Raw genomic sequence first — 19,934 nt, 5'->3', positions numbered from 1 at the left:
ATAAACCTGCTGTATGAGACCGGTCTACCTGTTTCTGTTACTACTCATTTGTACCAGTGAGCTGCAATCCCAACAAAATCTAACCGGCAGTAGCCGCAATAGCGCATACACCTATATTTACCGGATCGACAATTCCACTTCGCGTGTACTCTTTGCCAAAAAAATGAACGAATTCAATGAATCATGGCTGCATAAGCTGGTCGATTCATTTCCTGTTAATGGCGTTCAGCCGGTACTGCCTCCGGGCAATTACCTTTTCGTAAAAACATTAGCCGATGAATTCTGGTATCAGTTGTACAACTCCGACGACCTCCAATGGAAAATAATTCCCAACTATCATGATCTGCTGATCTTTCTGCATAACAGCAAGGGCGAGCCTGTAACAGATGCGCAGGTGTTTCTCAATAAGAAGAAAATAAATCTCGATGCAGCAACCGGTTTGTATAAGATCGCGCATGCAACAAAAAAAGGTATCGTTGAGATCAACCATCAGAATACCCTGCATTTCTTCAATCTGCAAAACCCCATGAAGCAGCCATGGCTGAAAAAACTCTTTCGCAAGAAGCACCGCTATGGCAGAAGAAACAGCAACAAAGGCAATCAATACTTTTTTGACGATCCCACCAAACACGAGAAAAAATTCCGGGGCTTTATGGTGTTCAGTAAACCGAAGTACAAGATCAACGATACGGTGAAACTGAAAGCATGGATCACTACTGCCAGCGGCAAACCTGTAGACCGCCCGATGATCGTCCGCATCAGTGACGACGGCTTTTCGACTGATACGGTGATCGCCACTATCCATCCTTACCGCCCCGGCGGATTCGAATACAGTTTTGTACTGAACGACTCCCTCGATCTCGACCTCGATGATGATTACCTCATTACCATCGAAGAACTCAGCAGCCGCAAATACAATCTGGATGAGTACGATGGCGATCTCGACGACGATGAATATGCCATGAAACGCAAAGTGCTCATGCGCGGAAAAATCGTGTATGAAGAATATGAATTACAAGCCATCACTTTCAATGCCAGAACGGATAAGGAAAATCACAACCCCGGCAATCCGGTGTCTGTGATCTGCAAAGCCAGAGATGAAAATGATCTTGCCGTAATGGATGGAAGGGTTTCTCTGACAGTGATCCGTTCCGGACAGATCAGAAAATTCCTGCAGCCTGAGATGTTCATTCGCGATACACTCTGGACATGGGAGCAACCCCTCGATGCAGTGGGCGAAACAAAGATCATGTTGCCAGACAGCATCTTTCCCCAGGCCGTATTCGACTATTCAATCCAATGCGTTTTCAACAACAGCAACAATGAACGGCAAACTGAAAACCTGTATCTCAGTTACGACGGCAGAAAGCGGGTACTGTTTGCAGAAGAAGATCAGGACAGTATACGCATTAAGATGATGGAAGGCGGCAGCATTGTTGCCGCAACAGCCGATCTGATAATGACTACCGGTGGAAAAGACACAGCGGAGAAGCGCATTATTCAGTTACCCGCTGTAATTCCTGTGCATCCATTTGCCAATCGATACATCATCAGGTCGGAGGGGTTTGAAGAGCAGATCGTTCCTGAGGTGAATCAGAAAGCCATTAGGTGTTTTTCGCGCAGAACCAGCGACAGTGTTTTTATCGATCTGCACAATCCGTTGCAGCTTCCTGCCTGGTATACCATATTCGAGGGAAACAAAGCGGTAGCACAGGGGAAAGCAGATGCACTTCGATATGCAGTGAAAACACATTCATCGAAACCTTACCATGTATCCATTCAATACATCAGCGGAAATAGGTTGCTCGAAGAGCAGTACACTGTAACCTACATGCCAAAGACGCTGCGCATTGCGGTAAATCAACCGGAGTTCATTTACCCCGGACAGCGTGCTACCATTAATGTGGAAGTAAAGGATATTGCCGGCAAACCCGTACCGGATGCGGATCTCACCCTGTATGGCGTTACTGCAAAGTTCGAAGATCTGAAAGATCCGCAAGTGCCTTCGTACAACAAGCCATACGCTGCAAGAAAAAAAGGAAACAATTACAAAGTAACAGACCGGGTATCTTTTTACGGACATCATCCGCTGAACTGGGAAAAATGGAGCCGTCGTCTGGGCCTCGACAGTATCGAATATTACAAATTCCTCTACCCGAAAAATATTTACATCAACAGAGAATCCGTTTCCGATTCAGTAACGCAAGTGGCACCATTTGTTGTGCTCGACGGTGCTTTGCAGAAAGTGCAGATGCTTTATATCGATGATGAACCTTACTTCTTCAAAGATGCAGGTCAATGGCAGCAGTACAGCTTTCAGGTATCACCGGGCAGCCATATCATCCGCATCAGAACTGCAGATAAACTCATCAGCACAGACAGCATTTTTGTTCAACCCAAAATGAAAACCATCATCAGCATCAATGCCGATACCAGCAACAGACTGGTTAAGATCCGCAAGATGCCTGAGACGCTCACTCCTGAAGAACAATTCTACTGGGATCGATACATGATGTGGGTGAACCTCCCCAATACCAGACGCTTCAGCTGGATTCAGCAAAACGGTCGTTACCTCCTGATGAATTACGAAACTTCGGAATGGTCAAGGTCGCCTTCGCAGCAATTCGTTGGTCCGCTTACAGGCGCCAATGCAACGATGAACGTAAAAGGCATATTCAGCCAGCCTTTCACGCCGGAAGGAAATTACGTGTACACCATCACTCCCGGCCTGATAAAAATGAAGGAAGCATCAGCGCGTCAGAAAATGTACAACCATATTCTTACGAAAGAGCGCCATCGTTACTCTATCGGCGACAGGGCTGTAACGGGCGCCACCATCGACAGTCTCTGGGAAGCTTTTCTGGATGCACGAAGCATCAAAGAGTCTTTGTTCAAAAACAAAACGCTTTCAGGGAATAAGTATGGAAGACTGTTGATCCGCATCGGAGAAACTGAAAATACAGACACTCTGTTTCTGAAAAATATCCTGCTGTTCAGAAATGATGATCCCGATTTTATGAATGTCTACAAAGGTGGAGAAAGAGACCTTGGCTATCTGCAACCCGGACTCTACCGCATTATGGGCCTTATGAAGAAAGGACAGTGGTTCGTAAAAGAGAATATTCTGGTGCGTGCAAACGGATTCAATTACTGCCTTACAGGCAAGCCAACGATACTGAGTAAAAGTCAGTTGAGTGAATCAGTAACAAGTCTTATCGATAATCAGGCGCTTGCTTACGAAGGCCTGGAAGTCCCACGGAACGAGGATTCCATCAAAATGGTTTTCAACCGGCAGTTCTTTAATCTCGATGAAGGAAGCCTGCTTGCTATCGGAAGGGTCAACAGCAATGATGGCCCTGTTATTGGCGCAACGGTGTCTGTTCAGAATACATCCTTTGGAACAGTAACCGATGCACAAGGCAATTTCAGTTTGCGTGTGCCGTCAAAAGGAACATTGGTGGTTACGGCTCTTGGGTTTGAACAAACTACAATACCCATCTCCGGACAAGCATTCTATGAAATTAAAATGACTGAAAGTGAGCTTTCTCTGAATGAAGTGGTGGTGACTGCTTACGGCATATCAAAGAAGAAAGAAGCAGTTTATGCATTAGCGGGTGTTCAGACTTCATCGGTCTCTATCATGGAATTTGCAGCGACAACTGATTCTAAAAGTCCATTGGTACTTGTAGATGGCATTCCTGTATCACAAAAACTCGCAGACATGGATCCTTCCATGATTGCAAATGTAGTGGTCCTCAAAGGAGCTGAAGCTACCAATCTCTACGGAGCAAAAGCTGCTGAAGGTGTGATATTAATTACCACAAAGAAAGTACAGAAAGATAACATCGGAGATGTTGCCGAGGCAAGGCCCGGCAATTCACTCCGCACCAAATTCAGGGACGATGTGTACTGGTTGCCAAAGCTTCGCACAGATCATCAGGGGAAAGCATCAGCCGACGTAACATTTCCCGACGACATCACCCGATGGAAAACATGGGCCATTGCTGTAACAGGCGATCGCCATTCCGGGTTGGCAAGCGCAGATATTCACGCATTCAAAGCCATCAGTGGCACCATACATCTTCCCAACTTCGCAGTTGCGGGCGATGAAATTCAGGTGATCGGCAAAACGCTCAACTATACAGCTCAGAGCAAAAAACTGAAACGCAGCTTTCTGCTGAACGATCAGCCCGTTTCAGTTGCAGATATCGATGTAACAAACAATCGCATCGATTCCTTTATGGTAAAGGCTTCCGGCGATACCATGAAACTCACTTACTCCGTGCTTGCGCCGGATGGTTATTTCGATGGAGAAGAAAGAAAACTCCCGGTATTTGTTCAGGGGGTGAACGAAGCCAATGGCATATTTGCCAGCCTAGACAGCGATACATCATTCATCTGGCAACCAGCTGCAGGCTCTGAAGTAACGGTGCGTGCTGAGTCTTCTGCATTGCCCATCCTCGACGATGAAATAGAAAAGGTGTGGCTGTATCAGTACGGATGCAATGAACAACTTGCCTCAAAACTGAAAGCGCTGCTGATGCGAAAGAAAGTGTATGCCATGCAGGGCATGAAATTCAATTACAACAAGCAAATCAATGAACTGATCTCAAAACTCAATCAGGCAAAATCTTCTGAAGGGTTATGGGGATGGTGGAAAGGCATGCGTCCCGAACTATGGATCACACAGCATGTGGTGGAAGCCCTGCTGCTTGCAGAGCAGGAAGGATTCAGTTCCGGCTTCAACAAACAGCTGGTAAAAGACTATCTCGTGTATAGTCTTGAATCCACTAAAAAAGATATTCCTGCTGCAGTACCCGTAATGAAAACCCTGCTTCAGCTGGACTCAAAAATAGAGTACGGCAAATGGATAGATTCATTACATCGTTACAACAAATATCCAAGCCTGCACGATAACCTGTTGCTGATTTCATTGCAACAGCAACTCGGAACGGTACAGATTCCGGATAGTCTGCTGAACAAACATCGTCGCACGCTTTTCGGAAATATGTACTGGGGAGAAGAAGGCTACAAGTTCTTCGACAACTCTATTCAGAACACAGTATTGATGTATCGCATATTGCGCAAAGCAGGCGGACACGAAGATTGGCTGAAAAAGATCCGTGGTTACTTCCTCGAAAAAAGAAGCACCGGTTACTGGCGCAACACTTACGAATCTATTTTGATACTCGAAACCATCCTTCCCGAAATATTGAAACATGAAGCCACTGGCAAACCTGCCTCCCTTACTGTAAAACAGGGAGACCGCGAACAAACCACCCGATCATTCCCGTTCACCACAAAACTGAACAATCGCGAAGCGCTGAAAATTACCAAGGAAGGATTATCGCCGGTGTATTTTACAGCCTATCAGGAAAAGTGGAATCCCAATCCTGCAAAAGTGGATAGCAGCTTTGAAGTAAGCTCTGTGTTCATTCAGGGCCGCGACACGGTTACCACACTCAAAGCCGGACAGCCGGTATCGCTCTCCATACGCGTGCGCGTGAAAGCTGATGCCAGTTATGTGATGCTGGAGATCCACATCCCTGCAGGATGCAGCTATCAAAGCAAAGAGCAACCCTGGAGAAATAACGAAGTGAACAGAGAGTATTTCACTAACAAAGTATCGTTGTTCTGCAGCGAACTCAAACCTGGTGTGTATGAATTCTCAGTGTCGCTGCTTCCGAGGTATTCAGGTAAATACAATCTCAATCCGGCAAAAGCCTGTGCGATGTACTTCCCGGTATTTTTCGGAAGAGAAGGAATGAAGAAAATAAATATCAGGTAAGCATGTTAGTTAGTTCTCGCCGGACCATAGAGCGCATGCCCATTGCGAACGCCGGTATGTTTGCCTTGCTGCATGGTTATTTGTCCGTTTACAATTACGTAGCTGAAACCGGTTGAATATTGGTGAGGTTGTTCAAAAGTTGCGTGGTCGGTAACTGTAGCCGGATCGAAGATCACGATATCCGCAGCCAGTCCGGGTTTGAGCAGTCCACGATCCTGCAGCTGGAATTTTTGGGCGGCCAGTGAAGTCATTCTGCGGATGGCTTCTTCGAGAGAGAGCACCTGCAGTTCGCGCACATATCTTCCGAGGATACGCGCATTGGAACCATAACCTCTTGGATGTGGCATTCCTTTTCCTGGGACGGGGATGCCGGCATCGGCTCCCACCATGCAGAAAGGATATTGCATGATGTACTTCACATCATCTTCATGCATGCCATGATACACCATCTGCGCGCCGCCTTTGGCAATCATCTCCATGATGGTTTCTGCTTCCCATGCCGGCTTCGGTTTTCGTCCGAGCAATTTGTTGATTTCGGAAATGCTCTTGCCATTGTAACTGCTGTCTGCGGGATAGTTGGCCACTACGGCATAACTGTAGTTTTTGTATTTGTATTTTGCGAGTTGCTCCAGCATTTCCTTTTTGATCTGTGCACGGATGATGGGATTTTGAAGTCGCGCATTCACACTGTCCTGCGTACCGGCCATCGCCCAGTCGGGCAGGCGCACACCGAGATTGGTGCTGCTGGCAGTGTAAGGATATTGATCGATGGTTACATCCCATCCTAAGTTCCTTGCTTCTTTGATCAGTTCGATGGTGGTAGTTGATTTGCCCCAGCTGGCTCTGCCACTCACTTTGAAGTGGGAGATCTGCACGGGGATATTTGCTTCTTTCCCCACCTGAATGGCTTCGTTGATGGCATCCACCACACTGTTCTCTTCGTTGCGGATATGTGAAGCGTAAACGCCGTTGTATCGGGCAGCTGCTTTGGCCAGACTCACAACTTCGGCTGTATTGGCGAAGGTTCCGGGGATGTAGATGAGACCGGTGGATAAACCAACGGCTCCGTCTTTCATGGCCTGCTCCACGAGTTGATCCATGCGCTGTTGTTCGTCTGCACTGCTGAGCCGGTTATCGCGTTGCATTATTTGTTCGCGCACTGTGTTGTGACCAACCAGCGATGCTACATTGATGGCAGTATGTGTGCTGTCTACCTTGCTGAAGAAACGACGCAGATCGGTGGCAGAGCCGCCGCAATTGCCGGTGATCACGGTGGTTACGCCATCGTAAATATAGTTGTCGGCAGTGGGTGTGGTAAAAATGCCTCCTTCGATATGTCCATGTACATCGATGAACCCAGGTGCAACCACCTGCTGTTTTGCATCGATGGTATTGGCAGATTGGAATTGAGTAAGTTTTCCAACTGCAATGATCTTTCCATCCTTCACTGCAATATCTCCGTAGAACCATGAGTTGCCGGTTCCGTCGATGATCTTCCCGTTTTTGATGAGGATATCACAAACCTGCTGTGCATGCGCAACGAGTGCCAGCATCAGCATCATAAGAGTGGCGGATAGTTTCATAAGCTGCAATACGTGTTGATCAAATATAACTCAATAATGGATTTTTACTGCGTGCTTTGAGATTGCCGTACCACTTGCATGGATAGTACAACAGCAGTACAATCAATGCCCAGAAAAGATACACGCCGGGCAGTCCGAACCCATACTCTTTCGGATACGAATCCGAAATATGAAGGAAGTCGGTTGCTTTGAAACCCTGTGCCATACCGGCGAAGATCGAGATAAGGTGTATGAGATAAAAGTGCAGCAGAAAATAGAACAGCGGCACTTTGCCATACACACTGAAGAAGTTTGCAAAGCTTCCTTTTGCATTTTCCAACAGTCCAAGCAATAAGATGGCCGGCCCGATAGTCATCAGCAGAAAGCTGAGTGATGGCGGGTATTTGGCGGTATCGAGAAACGACAGCAATGTGTAGAGTGAAGATTTTTGTGTGGTCCAGGGCATTGGATCTCCATACACATTTAGTCCGCGTACAAGAATGAAGAGACCTATAAGCGTAAGCCCCAGCTGAACAAAGAACCTGCTTCTTTTTTTCGGTTCCCACAGAAAGCATTGTCCGAATGCATATCCCGCGCCAATCACACCGATCCATGGAATGAGAGGATACCCGATCACCAGTCCACTGGTTTCAGAGAAAGGAATAAATCCCCTTACATGCAACACGTTCCAAAGCCAGCTGAAAGAACCGAATGACTCCGGCGAAATATTATCTGTTGTGTTATGCAGCAGGATCATGAGAAGGCTCACGGCCAATAATATTTTGTTCGGCAGCCAGATCATGGCGGCAAGAAAAATCATGCTCATGCCAATCGACCAGAATACCAATGCAATGAGAAGATTGAACGAAAAGTTGAACTGCAAGGCCAGTGTTACCAGTGTAAATTCCAGGATCACCAGAAAAAGTCCGCGCGTGAAAAGGAAGCGCGATAATTCAGGTTTCGTTCTTTTCGCACCATACAGAAATGAACCCGTACCTGCAAGGAACATAAAAGTAGGTGCGCAGATATGTGTGATCCATCGCGTGAAGAACATGGCGGGTGTGGTCTGGCTCAGATCTGTGGGATCGAACCGTGCAATGGTGAAGTAGTCGCGCACATGATCAAGCGCCATGATCACCATGATGATGCCGCGCAAAATATCGATGCTGGCAATGCGACTGCGTGATTGTGTTATGGGTTGCATAAGATCAGGTTTATGGTTTGGCGCCCTGCTCAACAGATTGAAGCAGGCGCAGGAAATTTCCTCCGAGTATATTGCTGATCTGCTGATGGGTGTATCCGCGTCTCATCAGTTCTTTGGTGATGAGCGGAAAGTCTGTTACATCGTTCAGCTTTTGCGGCGTAGATGTAACGCCGTCGAAATCCGAACCCAATCCAACATGGTCTGTACCGATCAGCTTCACAATATGATCCAGGTGATCGAAGAGTAAGGAAAAGGGTGCACGGATCTGATTCACTTCCGAAGGGTATTTTGTGGCGAGCATGTCTGATATAACTTCTTCGCTGTTGCCTGCAGCCTGCAATGAATCCTTCTCTGCGCGATGGCGCGATTCAAATGCACGTATCTTTTTGAAGAAATTGCTGTCTACAAATCCGCTGAAGAAGTTGAGGTGGATCACTCCACCATTCTTTCCAACGGCTTTGATCTGATCGTCTGTGAGATTGCGGAATACGGGGCAGAGCGCATGTGCGCAGCTATGCGAAACAATTACGGGTAGTGTGGTGGTGTTGATGGCATCCCAGAATGTTTGCTCGCCAACATGGCTGAGATCTACGAGCATGCCGATCTTATTCATATGACGAACTACTTCCTTTCCGAAATCGTTCAGTCCTTTTGGTGATTTGCCTTTGCTTTCATCGTGAGCAGAGCTGGCCCAGGAGGTGGAGTTGTTCCAGGTGAGCGTGAGATAGCGCGCGCCGCGTTTGTAGAGACTGTCGAGATAATCGATGCGGTCTTCGATCATATGGCCGCCTTCCACGCCAATCATGGCTGCGAGTTTGTTGGACTTTACGGCCTGTTGCAGTTCGGTGGAATTGGTAACAATCATCATTTTGCCGGGATTGCGGCGCTGAACAGCATAGAGCGTGTCGATCTGCTGATTGGCTCGTGCGAACCCTTTTCCTTTTCCAAAACTGCCATCGCACCAAACGGAGAATATCTGAACATCGATGCCGCCTTTGGCAAATCGCTTTAGATCAGAATGCGTTTTGCCTTTGAGATCGTTATCGAAGCTGAGATTCTTTTCAAAAGCAGTGGTAAGGATATCGTTGTGAGTGTCTACCACAATGGATTTGAAATGAAGATCTTTCCATCCCTGTGCTGAAAGTTGGTGGCATGCAAAAAGTATCCAAAAGAAAAAGAACGATTTTCTCATAGCGTGGTCTTGTTGGTCATTCAATATAATCAAGTGCTGCAAGAAAGACTACTCAATTGTGACCAGAGGAAAAAATAGGCAGACGGAGCAGGCGCGCGGTTCCCGGAAATATCATACCCCTGCCGCAAACTCTTGCAACAGGGGTAAATGCGTTTGTAACGGATGTCGTTTACTCAGCGCTTCCTTTCTCTCCGATAAACCATTGTTCTTTGTTTTTGAACAATACGTTGAAAGTGGTGAGAGTGCCGTAGATGCGCGTGATGTATTGCTGAAGATTTACTTTGTCTTCGTCGCTCATGATCTTGTGTGCGTTGATCTGTTGCTCCAGCACACGGAGCCTGTCGCGCAGCATCACAATCTTATGGAAGAAAACCTCTACCGGAACTTCTTTGGGTTTCTGGGTTTTGTCGGCGGGTTGGAGCAACATGGTTCCTCCTTTCCATCTGTCGCCAAGTGGAACGGTTTCGCTGAAGCCATTCCAGAGGCGAAGAATTTTGAGCAATGATTTTTCTGCATCGCTATGCGTTTCTATTTCTTCGGTAACGTTATCGGGAATGATCTCGTCGAGATTGGGATCATTCTTATCCACTTCTTTTGTTCCGTGATTGAAGAAGGTAATGAGATACGTGGCGTAGCGAACGCCGGTGATTACGCCGGGCCCGAATTGCGTATGCTGCAAACGGGTGCCGGTACCGAGATTCAGTTGGTCCATGAAGTATAATTAGTTTGATGGTTCTTCTCCTGTGTGAACAGGAATATCGCTCTTTTTGCTGGTTTGGTATCGTTCGAAACACTTCTTGATATACATGCCCATTTCGTAATCGGTAGCAGTATTCACAAACCAGAGTTCGGGGCGGTATCGCTCTATGAAGGCGTTCAGTTCTTCTCCTTTGAGGCCGGTGAGCTTTACAATCAACGGGCGACTGAACTTATGATCCACATATTTGTCCTGCTCTTCGCGGATAAGGCGGTCGCGGAAAGCGGCCATTCTTTTGTTTCTTCTGAACTGGAAAATGGAAATGATTTCTGTAAGATCGGCTCCCACTCCGCCATTGGGGTTTACGCTGGGGCTGAGTCCGGGCTTTCTGAAGTTGAAAGCTTTGGCATATTCGAGCCGGTTCTGCAGTGAGTCCATCTTGTAGTTGGGACTTTTAACTATCACTGCCGGAAGGTTGGTAACGCTTACGTGCAACGATAATTCAAACTGATTGATATTCGGAATGCTCTTCACCGGATACTTTGGTGTGGGTTTACCCAGATACGAGAACCAGATGGAATCCGTTTCAGAAACACCGATGGAATACTGGCCGAGAGAATCGGTAGTAGTTCCGAGGCCGTTGGTGCTCATCACGGTTACGGAGGGTAGTGGTACCAGTTTGGTTACATCGAAAACCCTTCCTGTTACCTTGAACCGCTGTTGCGCCCAGGCATGGTTGAGACTAATAGTACAGATAAATGTAAGTAGTATGAACAGTCCGGCCCTTAGCAATTTTGTTAGATTGTGTGCAGGAGCAAGATAGCGATCTTTAACGGGGGATTGTTGTATTTAACTGCGTTTTTGCAAACCTGCAATCACTTCTTCAATTACTCTGGGGTAGTGTGCATGTTCGAGCTGATGAATTTTTTGTGCGAGCATATCCGGCGTATCGGTATCGGAGATGGTACAGATGGCCTGATAGATCACAGCTCCATGATCGTACACTTCATCCACAAAATGAATGGAGATGCCGCTTTCTTTTTCTTTGGCTTCGATCACTGCATTGTGTACATGCATTCCGTACATGCCTTTGCCACCATATTTGGGAAGAAGGGCGGGGTGGATGTTCACTATTCTTCCGCTGTATGCCTGAATGAGTGAGGTGGGAACTTTCCAGAGGAAGCCAGCCAGTACTACAAATCCGATATTGGCGTGTTGCAGTTCATCTACATAGCCATTACCGCGGAAGAATTGCTCCTTTTCGATCAGCAGGGTGGGGATTCCGGCCTTTTGGGCGATGCCGAGAACGCCGGCACCGGGTTTGTTGCAGACAACGAGTGCAACTTCGGTTTCGGGTTTTCCTTTGAAGTACTCGATAATTTTAGCGGCATTGGATCCTGCTCCGGACGCAAAGATGGCGATGCGGAATGGAGTGGAAGTAGTGTTATTTTCTTTTTGGCTCATGATAAGTTTATTCTGATTCTCCTCATTGCTGCTGGTTTCTGCGCGATCGGCGGTGGCGGGTTGTTTCCCGACCATTCGTTGTCCCATTTTCGTCAGATATGCCCTGAAGAAGTTGAACTGACCGGTGGGGATGCTGATCAGGATTACGCAGAAAGGCCAGAGGATCGTTACGATCACTATATATATAATAATACGTATTACGGGCTGACCGATGTTTAGCTGACTGATAATCAAGCGACCGAGATAGCCGCAAAGGCTTCCGCCGGTAGCGAAGGTGATGAGGATAAGGAGTAATCTCCAGCCGTTGACTTTCCATTTCTGTTGAAGCCTTTGAAACATGAGGGCAAAAGTGCAGCAAATTGCTCAATTTTGAAATCGCGAAGCGGAAAATCCGGGGAATGGAGGCAAAATGCCGGTAGAGATGCTCTAATATGATGATTTTTAAGATATAACTACCGGAGGTTTTCCACAACGGGGCCCTCCCCAAATTGGGGTGACAAAAACATGACATTTCTGTCATGACACATTGAACAAGGCGGAAAAAATCCGCTGAAACCCGCGCCAGGACTGGCTTAAAAAAATTTTAACTATGTTGATATTTTGTTAGAATCCTGACTTATTTTTGCAGCCAAATCAGGAAATTTTTCCACATAATCTCGTCATATTCAACTGATATGATTGACCAAGGAGTACAAAGACCAATTGCCAGAGGGACCCTTCTCAGTGTTTTATTGATTACGTTATTGTCGTTTGGAAACAAACTTTCTGCACAAGACGGGCAGAAATTGTTCAACGATAACTGCGGTACCTGTCATAAGGTAGATAAAGATCTGACCGGTCCGGCGCTGAAAGGAGTTGAAGACCGCGTAAAAGATAAGAAGCTGCTCCATGCATGGATTAGAAACAACCAGGCAGTACTGGCTTCAGGAGATCCATACTTCACCAAGCTGTATAACGACTGGCGTAAAACGCCGATGAACGTGTTCCCTTCCCTGACAGATGAAGAGATCGACGCGATTCTGAAATATGTACGCGAGTACAAAGCGCCGGTAGCAGCTGCAGGTGGTGGTAATACTCCTGCCGATGGTAAGATGGGTGAATCGGACAACATGATCCTTTATGGTGTTCTTACCCTGATCCTCGCCGTTGTAGCACTCGTAATGCTGGGTGTTAACAGCAATCTGAAAAAACTCGCAGACGATAAAGACGGTCTTCCTTCACACGAGCCAATCCCTTTCTACAGAAATAAAACTTACATCGCACTCATCACAGTTATTCTCTTTGTGATTGGTGGTGTATTCGTAAGCAAAGGAATGATCGGTCTCGACCGCAGAAAGAACTACGAGCCGGTACAACCGATTTTCTACTCTCACAAAGTGCATGCCGGAACCAATCAGATCAACTGTCTGTATTGCCACGGTGGTGCAATGGAAAGCAAACAGGCGAGCATTCCTTCCGTGAATGTTTGTATGAACTGCCACATGACCATCACAGAGTACACTGGTGCTCCTATCTACAAAGAAGATGGTACTGAGCTGGATGCTACCGCAGAAATCAAGAAAGTACATGCTGCCGCAGGATACGATGCAGCGAAGAAAGAATATACCAGCGAAGGCAAACCTGTTGAATGGGTTAAGATCCACAACCTGCCTGACCACGTATTCTTCAGCCACGCACAACACGTAAAAGCTGGTAAAGTGCAGTGTCAGACCTGCCACGGCGAAATCAACAATATGCACGAAGTGAAGCAGGTTGCTGAACTGAGCATGGGATGGTGTGTAAACTGCCACCGTGAAACAAAAGTTGATTTCGTAGACAACAAGTTTTACAGCATTTACGAGAAATATCACAACGAGATCAAGAACAAGACAAGAGACAGTGTAACCGTAAGTGATATCGGCGGTACCGAGTGTCAGAAATGTCACTATTAATCAGCTAAAAAATAGCGAACCGGCTAACGCCCCTTTTTCCAAATTTTTCAAACTGAATATAAATGGCTAAAAAAAAGTACTGGCAGAGTTTCACAGAGCTCAATCACAGTGAGGCCCATCAAAAGTTGGCAGAGAACGAATTCAACGAAGACCTGCCGGTTGAAGGTGCTGCAGACAAAGGACTAGCCAATGCCAATGCATCACGCAGAGACTTTCTTAAATATTTAGGGTTCAGCACCGCAGCTGCTATGGCTGCCGCAAGCTGCGAAACTCCTGTAAGAAAAGCTGTTCCTTATGTGAACAGACCGCAGGATATCGTGCCCGGAGTTGCTGACTACTATGCAACCACCTATATCTCCGGTGGTGAAGCCATTCCCGTAGTTGCCAAAGTTCGCGACGGTCGTCCGATCAAGATCGAAGGAAATACTTTGAGCACTCACACAAAAGGTGCTACTACTGCAAGAGTGCAGGCTTCTGTACTCGACCTGTACGATACTGCCCGCCTGCGTAATCCCGAAGCAAAAGGAACCGCGGTGGCATACGACGTGATCGACAAGCAGATCATGGACGAACTGGCTGCACTCAATGGTGCTCCCATTGTACTGCTCACCAGCACCATCAACTCACCTTCTACCAAACAGATCATCGGCGAATTCCTCGCTAAGTATCCAGGTAGCCGTCAGGTGCAGTTCGATGCTGCTTCTTACAGCGGTGTGATCCTCGCCAACGAAGCCACTTACGGTAAGAAAGCCATTCCTTCTTATCAGTTTGAAAATGCTAAAGTGATCGTTAGCCTTGGCGCCGACTTCCTCGCTACATGGCTCAGCCCTGTTGAGTTCCAGCGTGGATACAGTGCCGGTAGAAAGGTGAACGAGAAGAATCCCGACATCAGCAAACACTATCAGTTCGAGAGCATGATGAGCCTCACCGGTTCAAACGCCGACGAACGTTATACTCACCGCCCTTCCGAAACTGGTGTTGTAGCAGCTGCGCTGCTCAGCGCTATCAACGGACAAGGCGCTGCCGGTGTAGACGGCAAACTGAAAAAAGGCATCGAAGCTGCAGCAGCTGACCTGGTTGCCAACAAAGGCAAAGCCCTGGTAGTTGCAGGAAGCAACAATGTAAATATTCAGATCATCGTAAACGCCATCAACGAAGCGATCGGCGCTAACGGTACCACCATCAACTTCGCTGCACCCATCCTTACACATCAGGGCCTCGACGCTGAAATGGCGCAACTGGTATCCGACATGGAAGGTGGTAAAGTAGGTGCTCTCCTCATTGCCGGAGTGAACCCCGCTTACGAATACTTCGATGGCGAGAAATTCAAAAAAGCCCTCAACAACGTAAAGGTTACCATTTCTTTCAACGAGAAACTGGACGAATCTACCAAGGGCTGCAAATACGTTCTGCCTGCTCCTCACTTCCTCGAAAGCTGGGGTGATGCAGAATTCAAAGCTGGTCAGTTCAGCATGATCCAGCCAACCATCAATCCGCTGTTCCAAACCAGACCAATGCAGGATTCACTCCTGAAATGGGCAGGCAACGCAACTGCGTATGATGTATACTTCAAAAATTACTGGACTTCCAAACTCGGAAGCGCAGACAATTACAATAAAGCACTGCAGGATGGCGTAATCGAAACCGCTATCGCACCTGCTGCTGCTGCCTTCAACAGCGCTGCTGTTGCAGCTGCACTCACTGCTGCTGCCGGAATGAAGAAAGCCGGTAAAGTAGAAGTAGTGATCTATCAGAAAGTAGCTATCGGTGATGGTAAACAAGGCAACAACCCATGGTTGCTCGAAATGCCTGATCCTATCACACGTGTATCATGGGACAACTATGCCATGATCGGCACAACGATGGCGAAAGAGATGTTCGGCATCGACCTGAGCACCAGCCATGGAGCAGACAAGTACGAGGTAGAAGTAATGAAGCCTGTACTCGAACTCACCATCGGAAACAAAAAAGTTGAACTGCCTATCATGGTTATCCCAGGTATGCAATCCAACACCATCGCAGTAGCGGTTGGTTACGGACGTGCATCTGAGATCGGAAGAGCAGTGGTGAACATGGAAGGCAAACCGCTCGGTACCAACGTTTATCCATTACTGTCATATAACGGAACCACTGTAGAGTGGGCTGCTACTGATAAAGTAGAAGTGAAGAACCTCGACAAAACTTACAAGATCGCTCAGGTTCAGAACCACAACAGCTACGAAGGCCGTCACGAAGTAGTGAAAGAAGTTACACTCGACGAGTTCAAAAAAGATCCTAAGCAGATCCTCAATGCAAGAGCTAAAGAACTGGCTCCTTGGGGTGGTCTGGAGAACTACGAGAAAGAAGGAACACTCTACCCTGTTCACGATCGCCCAGGCATCAAATGGGGAATGAGCATCGACCTCAACAGCTGTTACGGTTGCGGCGCCTGCGTGGTAGCTTGTAACGCTGAGAACAATATCCCTGTAGTGGGTAAATACGAAGTAGCAAGGTTCCACGATATGCACTGGTTGCGTATCGACCGTTACTTCAGCGGTAACCCCAACGATCCGGATAGCGTACAGACCGTATTCATGCCGATGTTGTGCCAGCACTGTGATAACGCTCCATGTGAGAACGTTTGTCCGGTTGCAGCTACCAACCACAGCAGCGAAGGTCTCAACCAAATGACCTACAACCGTTGTATCGGTACAAGATATTGCGCCAACAACTGTCCGTTCAAAGTACGTCGCTTCAACTGGGCCGACTACACCGGAGCAGACAGCTTTGCCAACAACCAGAAGCCACTCGTTGAAGAAGGCAAACTGGATGATGTGGTGCTGATGATGAACGATGAGCTCACCCGCATGGTACTGAACCCAGACGTTACAGTACGTAGCCGTGGTGTGATCGAAAAATGTTCATTCTGCGTACAACGTCTTCAGGAAGGTAAGCTGAAAGCTAAGAAAGCCGGCCGTCCTCTGGAAGATGGTGATATCAAAACTGCTTGTCAGCAGGCTTGTGCTGCCGATGCGATCGTATTCGGTAACGCCAACAACCCTGAAAGCGAAATCAGCAAGGTTAGAAAAGAGAATGGCCTGCGTCTGTACCATGCACTGGAGCAGATCCACGTAATGCCAAACATCAACTACCTGGCTAAAGTGCGCAACTCACACGAGATCGCAAACGAAGGTCACCTGAGTGGCGAAGTGTTCAAAAAAGAAGAAGCAACCCCTGCAGCTGAGCATCATACAGCACCAGCGCACTAAGGGAAGTGAACAGGAATAAAAATTTTTCAAGCTAAACGCTAATAGCTTAAAGCTTATATCAAATGGCATCATTCAAGTACGAATCGCAAGTAAGAGCCCCGTTGGTGGATGGTTCAAAAGATTATCACCAGGTAACGGAAGATATTGTGCGTCCTATTGAAGCGCCCCCCAGCCGTGCATGGTGGATCGGTTTCGTGATCTCCGTGGCACTCCTGCTGTTCGGTGTGTATTCAATTTACCGTGAGGTTACTTACGGTGTTGGCCAGTGGAACCTGCATAAAACCATTGGATGGGGTTGGGATATCACCAACTTCGTATGGTGGGTAGGTATCGGTCACGCCGGTACACTGATCTCCGCGATCCTCCTGCTGTTCCGTCAGGGATGGAGAACAGGTGTGAACCGCGCTGCGGAAGCGATGACCATCTTCGCCGTAATGTGTGCGGGTCAGTTCCCGATCTGGCACATGGGTCGTGTATGGATGGCCTTCTTCGTACTGCCTTACCCCAACACCCGCGGACCGCTGTGGGTTAACTTCAACTCTCCGCTGTTGTGGGACGTATTCGCGATCTCTACTTACTTCACCGTATCACTGTTGTTCTGGTATTCAGGTCTGATTCCTGACTTCGCAACAATCCGTGACCGTGCCAAACTGAAATGGAGAAAACTCACTTACGGTTTGCTCGCCTTCGGATGGACCGGTTCAACCAAACACTGGCAACGTCATGAGAGCCTCTCTCTGGTACTGGCAGGTTTGAGTACACCACTCGTACTTTCTGTACACACGGTGGTATCCTTCGACTTCGCAACCTCAGTGGTTCCAGGATGGCACACTACCATCTTCCCTCCCTACTTCGTAGCGGGTGCGATCTTCTCTGGTTTCGCGATGGTACAAACCCTGTTGCTCGTTACCAGAAAAGTACTGGCACTGGAAGATTATATCACTATGGAGCATATCGAGGTGATGAACAAAGTAATCGTACTTACGGGTTCAATCGTAGGTATCGCTTACCTCACTGAGCTGTTCATCGCATGGTATGGTCAAAACCCATATGAAGGTTATGCGTTCATGAAGAACAGGCTGGATCTTTTCAGCCCCTACGGATGGAGCTACTGGCTGATGATGGCCTGTAACGTAATCTCTCCGCAGATCTTCTGGTTCCGCAAACTGAGAAGAAACATCGTAGTTACCTTCTTCATGTCTGTGATCGTGAACATTGGTATGTGGTTCGAGCGCTTTGTGATCATCGTAACATCTATCTACCGTGATTATATCCCATCCAGCTGGGCTGTTTATTACCGCCCAACCATCTGGGAAGTTGGATTCTATCTCGGAACATTCGGATTGTTCTTCACCTGTTACTTCCTGTTCTCTAAATTCTTCCCGGTTATTGCGATCGCTGAGATCAAGCATATCCTGAAGAAATCAGGTGAGAGCTATAAGAAAGAAATGGGTCACGTAGAAAAAGAAAGCGCTGATTCACTGTTTCACGAAGTGCACGCTGCACATCACTAATTAGGTTAACTTATACAAAGTCGCTATATGGCTGTTAAAAAATTTGTAGTTGGTTGTTTTAACGAAGAAGAGCAAGTGTTCGACGCTGTGAAGAAAGCGCGGAAGATCGGATACAAACTGCACGATGTATACACTCCGCTCCCGGTTCACGGTCTCGATAAGGCAATGGGCCTCCGCGATACAAGCATTCACACTGCCGGTTTTATCTATGGTATCACCGGTACCACTATCGCACTGAGCTGCATCGCCTGGATCTTTACTCAGGACTGGCCGCTGAACATCGGTGGTAAGCCCCACTTCGCACTGCCGGCGTGGATCCCCATCATGTTCGAGTTCACAGTATTGTGTGCTGCCGTAGGTATGGTACTCACATTCTGCTACCTCTGTCAGCTGGCTCCATTCGTAAGGAAGCACCACTTCCACCCAAGAGCTACCGACGACAAAATGGTAATGGTAATTGAGGTTACTCCAAAATCTGATGAATCAGAGATCACCGGGTTCCTCAACACCCTCAAAGCAGAAGATGTGAATACTCAGATCGCAGAGACGGGCTGGTGGCTCGGTCGCTACGACAGAGAACAAAAGTTATATTCAGACGAAACCGTTTCAGCATAATTCGAATATTGAGCACGATGAAAAAATTATCGATCATAGCTGTTTTAGTACTGGCAATTGTAGCCTGGAGTTGTAGCGATGTGCGCAGAGAGCCCGGTAGAGCTTATATGCCAGACATGGCGTATAGCGTGGCCATTGAATCTTATACTCCGCTGGATACCTTCAAGGCACTCGGCATTAATTACAATGCCAAACCCGTGCCCGGTACTATCAAAAGAGGTGAACTGTTTCCTTTCGCAATCACGAAAGACAAACAGGGAGAAACAGTGAATTACGAAGCATCCAAAGCGGTTGCCAACCCAATCACTGCCCTAACACCTGATCAGCATAAAGAAGCTGAGCGCCTCTATCTGGTGAACTGCGGTATCTGCCATGGAGCTAAACTCGATGGTCAGGGCGTTCTTCACAAAAGAACTGATGGCACCGACGGCCCTTACATTGCTGCTCCTGCCAACCTCATCAGCAACGCAACTTACACAGGCATGCCTGCTGGTCAGATGATGTACTCCGTTACTTACGGAAAGAACATGATGGGCAGCTATGCATCACAACTCAGCACTACACAGCGTTGGATGGTGATCAGCTATATCAAGGGAAAGCAGGCTGAAGCCAATGGCGGCGCTGCTGCAGAAGCAAAACCTGCTGCTGATGCTGCAAAGCCAGCTGCCGGCGCAGTAGCTGCAAAACCAGCAACCGATTCAACTGCTAAAAAATAACTG

Annotated in this window: 12 protein-coding genes; 6 read left to right on the top strand and 6 right to left on the bottom strand. The window is 47.5% G+C overall.

All coding sequences use genetic code 11. The features are described 5' to 3' along the window. Positions 1-13: 13 nt before the first annotated feature. Positions 14-5,788 (top strand): alpha-2-macroglobulin family protein, encoded by a 5,775-nt coding sequence (locus HHL16_RS03260; protein WP_169423709.1) that lies wholly within the window; start codon positions 14-16, stop codon positions 5,786-5,788. A 5-nt stretch (positions 5,789-5,793) separates the two neighbouring features. Here the strand turns inward: HHL16_RS03260 and HHL16_RS03255 are convergent, their stop codons facing one another. The 6 genes from HHL16_RS03255 to HHL16_RS24935 form a co-directional block, all read right to left on the bottom strand. Continuing rightward, positions 5,794-7,371, bottom strand: a complete 1,578-nt coding sequence (locus HHL16_RS03255; protein ID WP_169423708.1) for a D-aminoacylase — start codon at positions 7,369-7,371, stop codon at positions 5,794-5,796. A gap of 19 nt (positions 7,372-7,390) precedes the next feature. Further along, on the bottom strand, positions 7,391-8,554 hold the full coding sequence (locus tag HHL16_RS03250) for a heparan-alpha-glucosaminide N-acetyltransferase domain-containing protein (protein WP_169423707.1): 1,164 nt from the start codon (positions 8,552-8,554) through the stop codon (positions 7,391-7,393). Positions 8,555-8,564: 10 nt separating this feature from the next. Next, positions 8,565-9,746 carry a dipeptidase gene (locus HHL16_RS03245; RefSeq protein ID WP_169423706.1) on the bottom strand — a complete coding sequence of 394 codons (1,182 nt, stop codon included), beginning with the start codon at positions 9,744-9,746 and terminating at the stop codon, positions 8,565-8,567. 169 nt (positions 9,747-9,915) lie between these two features. After that, the gene (locus HHL16_RS03240) at positions 9,916-10,458 is read right to left on the bottom strand and encodes a hypothetical protein (RefSeq protein WP_169423705.1); all 543 of its coding nucleotides are present in this window, start codon (positions 10,456-10,458) and stop codon (positions 9,916-9,918) included. A 9-nt stretch (positions 10,459-10,467) separates the two neighbouring features. Continuing rightward, complete coding sequence (locus HHL16_RS03235; RefSeq protein ID WP_169423704.1) at positions 10,468-11,235, bottom strand: hypothetical protein; 768 nt, start codon at positions 11,233-11,235, stop codon at positions 10,468-10,470. 57 nt (positions 11,236-11,292) lie between these two features. Beyond that, positions 11,293-12,246, bottom strand: a complete 954-nt coding sequence (locus HHL16_RS24935) for a phosphoribosylglycinamide formyltransferase (protein ID WP_240965754.1) — start codon at positions 12,244-12,246, stop codon at positions 11,293-11,295. 335 nt (positions 12,247-12,581) lie between these two features. Here HHL16_RS24935 and HHL16_RS03225 point away from each other — a divergent pair, with 335 nt between their 5' ends. The 5 genes from HHL16_RS03225 to HHL16_RS03205 all read left to right on the top strand — a co-directional run bounded on the left by HHL16_RS03225 (position 12,582) and on the right by HHL16_RS03205 (position 19,931). Then, entirely contained in the window at positions 12,582-13,838 is a 1,257-nt protein-coding gene (locus HHL16_RS03225) for a c-type cytochrome (protein WP_169423703.1), read from the top strand. A gap of 62 nt (positions 13,839-13,900) precedes the next feature. Then, on the top strand, positions 13,901-17,086 hold the full coding sequence (locus tag HHL16_RS03220) for a TAT-variant-translocated molybdopterin oxidoreductase (RefSeq protein ID WP_169423702.1): 3,186 nt from the start codon (positions 13,901-13,903) through the stop codon (positions 17,084-17,086). A 62-nt stretch (positions 17,087-17,148) separates the two neighbouring features. After that, positions 17,149-18,600, top strand: coding sequence for an NrfD/PsrC family molybdoenzyme membrane anchor subunit (gene nrfD, locus HHL16_RS03215; RefSeq protein WP_169423701.1), 1,452 nt, complete (start codon positions 17,149-17,151; stop codon positions 18,598-18,600). A 27-nt stretch (positions 18,601-18,627) separates the two neighbouring features. Then, positions 18,628-19,215: a DUF3341 domain-containing protein gene (locus tag HHL16_RS03210; protein WP_169423700.1), complete on the top strand. Its 588-nt coding sequence runs from the start codon at positions 18,628-18,630 to the stop codon at positions 19,213-19,215. Between the two features lie 17 nt (positions 19,216-19,232). Next, the gene (locus HHL16_RS03205; protein WP_169423699.1) at positions 19,233-19,931 is read left to right on the top strand and encodes a c-type cytochrome; all 699 of its coding nucleotides are present in this window, start codon (positions 19,233-19,235) and stop codon (positions 19,929-19,931) included. Positions 19,932-19,934 lie beyond the last annotated feature (3 nt).

This window comes from Pseudoflavitalea sp. G-6-1-2 (genome assembly GCF_012927185.1).
In the GTDB taxonomy this organism is placed as follows: Bacteria; Bacteroidota; Bacteroidia; order Chitinophagales; family Chitinophagaceae; genus Pseudobacter.
This window is presented reverse-complemented; position numbering and strand designations above follow the sequence as displayed.

Bases quoted from the DNA above. Each gene is read 5' to 3' on its own strand.
- HHL16_RS03260 (WP_169423709.1), top strand. From the start codon at position 14: ATGAGACCGGTCTACCTGTTTCTGTTACTACTCATTTGTACCAGTGAG.
- HHL16_RS03255 (WP_169423708.1), bottom strand. From the start codon at position 7,371: ATGAAACTATCCGCCACTCTTATGATGCTGATGCTGGCACTCGTTGCG.
- HHL16_RS03250 (WP_169423707.1), bottom strand. From the start codon at position 8,554: ATGCAACCCATAACACAATCACGCAGTCGCATTGCCAGCATCGATATT.
- HHL16_RS03245 (WP_169423706.1), bottom strand. From the start codon at position 9,746: ATGAGAAAATCGTTCTTTTTCTTTTGGATACTTTTTGCATGCCACCAA.
- HHL16_RS03240 (WP_169423705.1), bottom strand. From the start codon at position 10,458: ATGGACCAACTGAATCTCGGTACCGGCACCCGTTTGCAGCATACGCAA.
- HHL16_RS24935 (WP_240965754.1), bottom strand. From the start codon at position 12,246: ATGTTTCAAAGGCTTCAACAGAAATGGAAAGTCAACGGCTGGAGATTA.
- HHL16_RS03225 (WP_169423703.1), top strand. From the start codon at position 12,582: ATGATTGACCAAGGAGTACAAAGACCAATTGCCAGAGGGACCCTTCTC.
- HHL16_RS03220 (WP_169423702.1), top strand. From the start codon at position 13,901: ATGGCTAAAAAAAAGTACTGGCAGAGTTTCACAGAGCTCAATCACAGT.
- nrfD (WP_169423701.1), top strand. From the start codon at position 17,149: ATGGCATCATTCAAGTACGAATCGCAAGTAAGAGCCCCGTTGGTGGAT.
- HHL16_RS03210 (WP_169423700.1), top strand. From the start codon at position 18,628: ATGGCTGTTAAAAAATTTGTAGTTGGTTGTTTTAACGAAGAAGAGCAA.
- HHL16_RS03205 (WP_169423699.1), top strand. From the start codon at position 19,233: ATGAAAAAATTATCGATCATAGCTGTTTTAGTACTGGCAATTGTAGCC.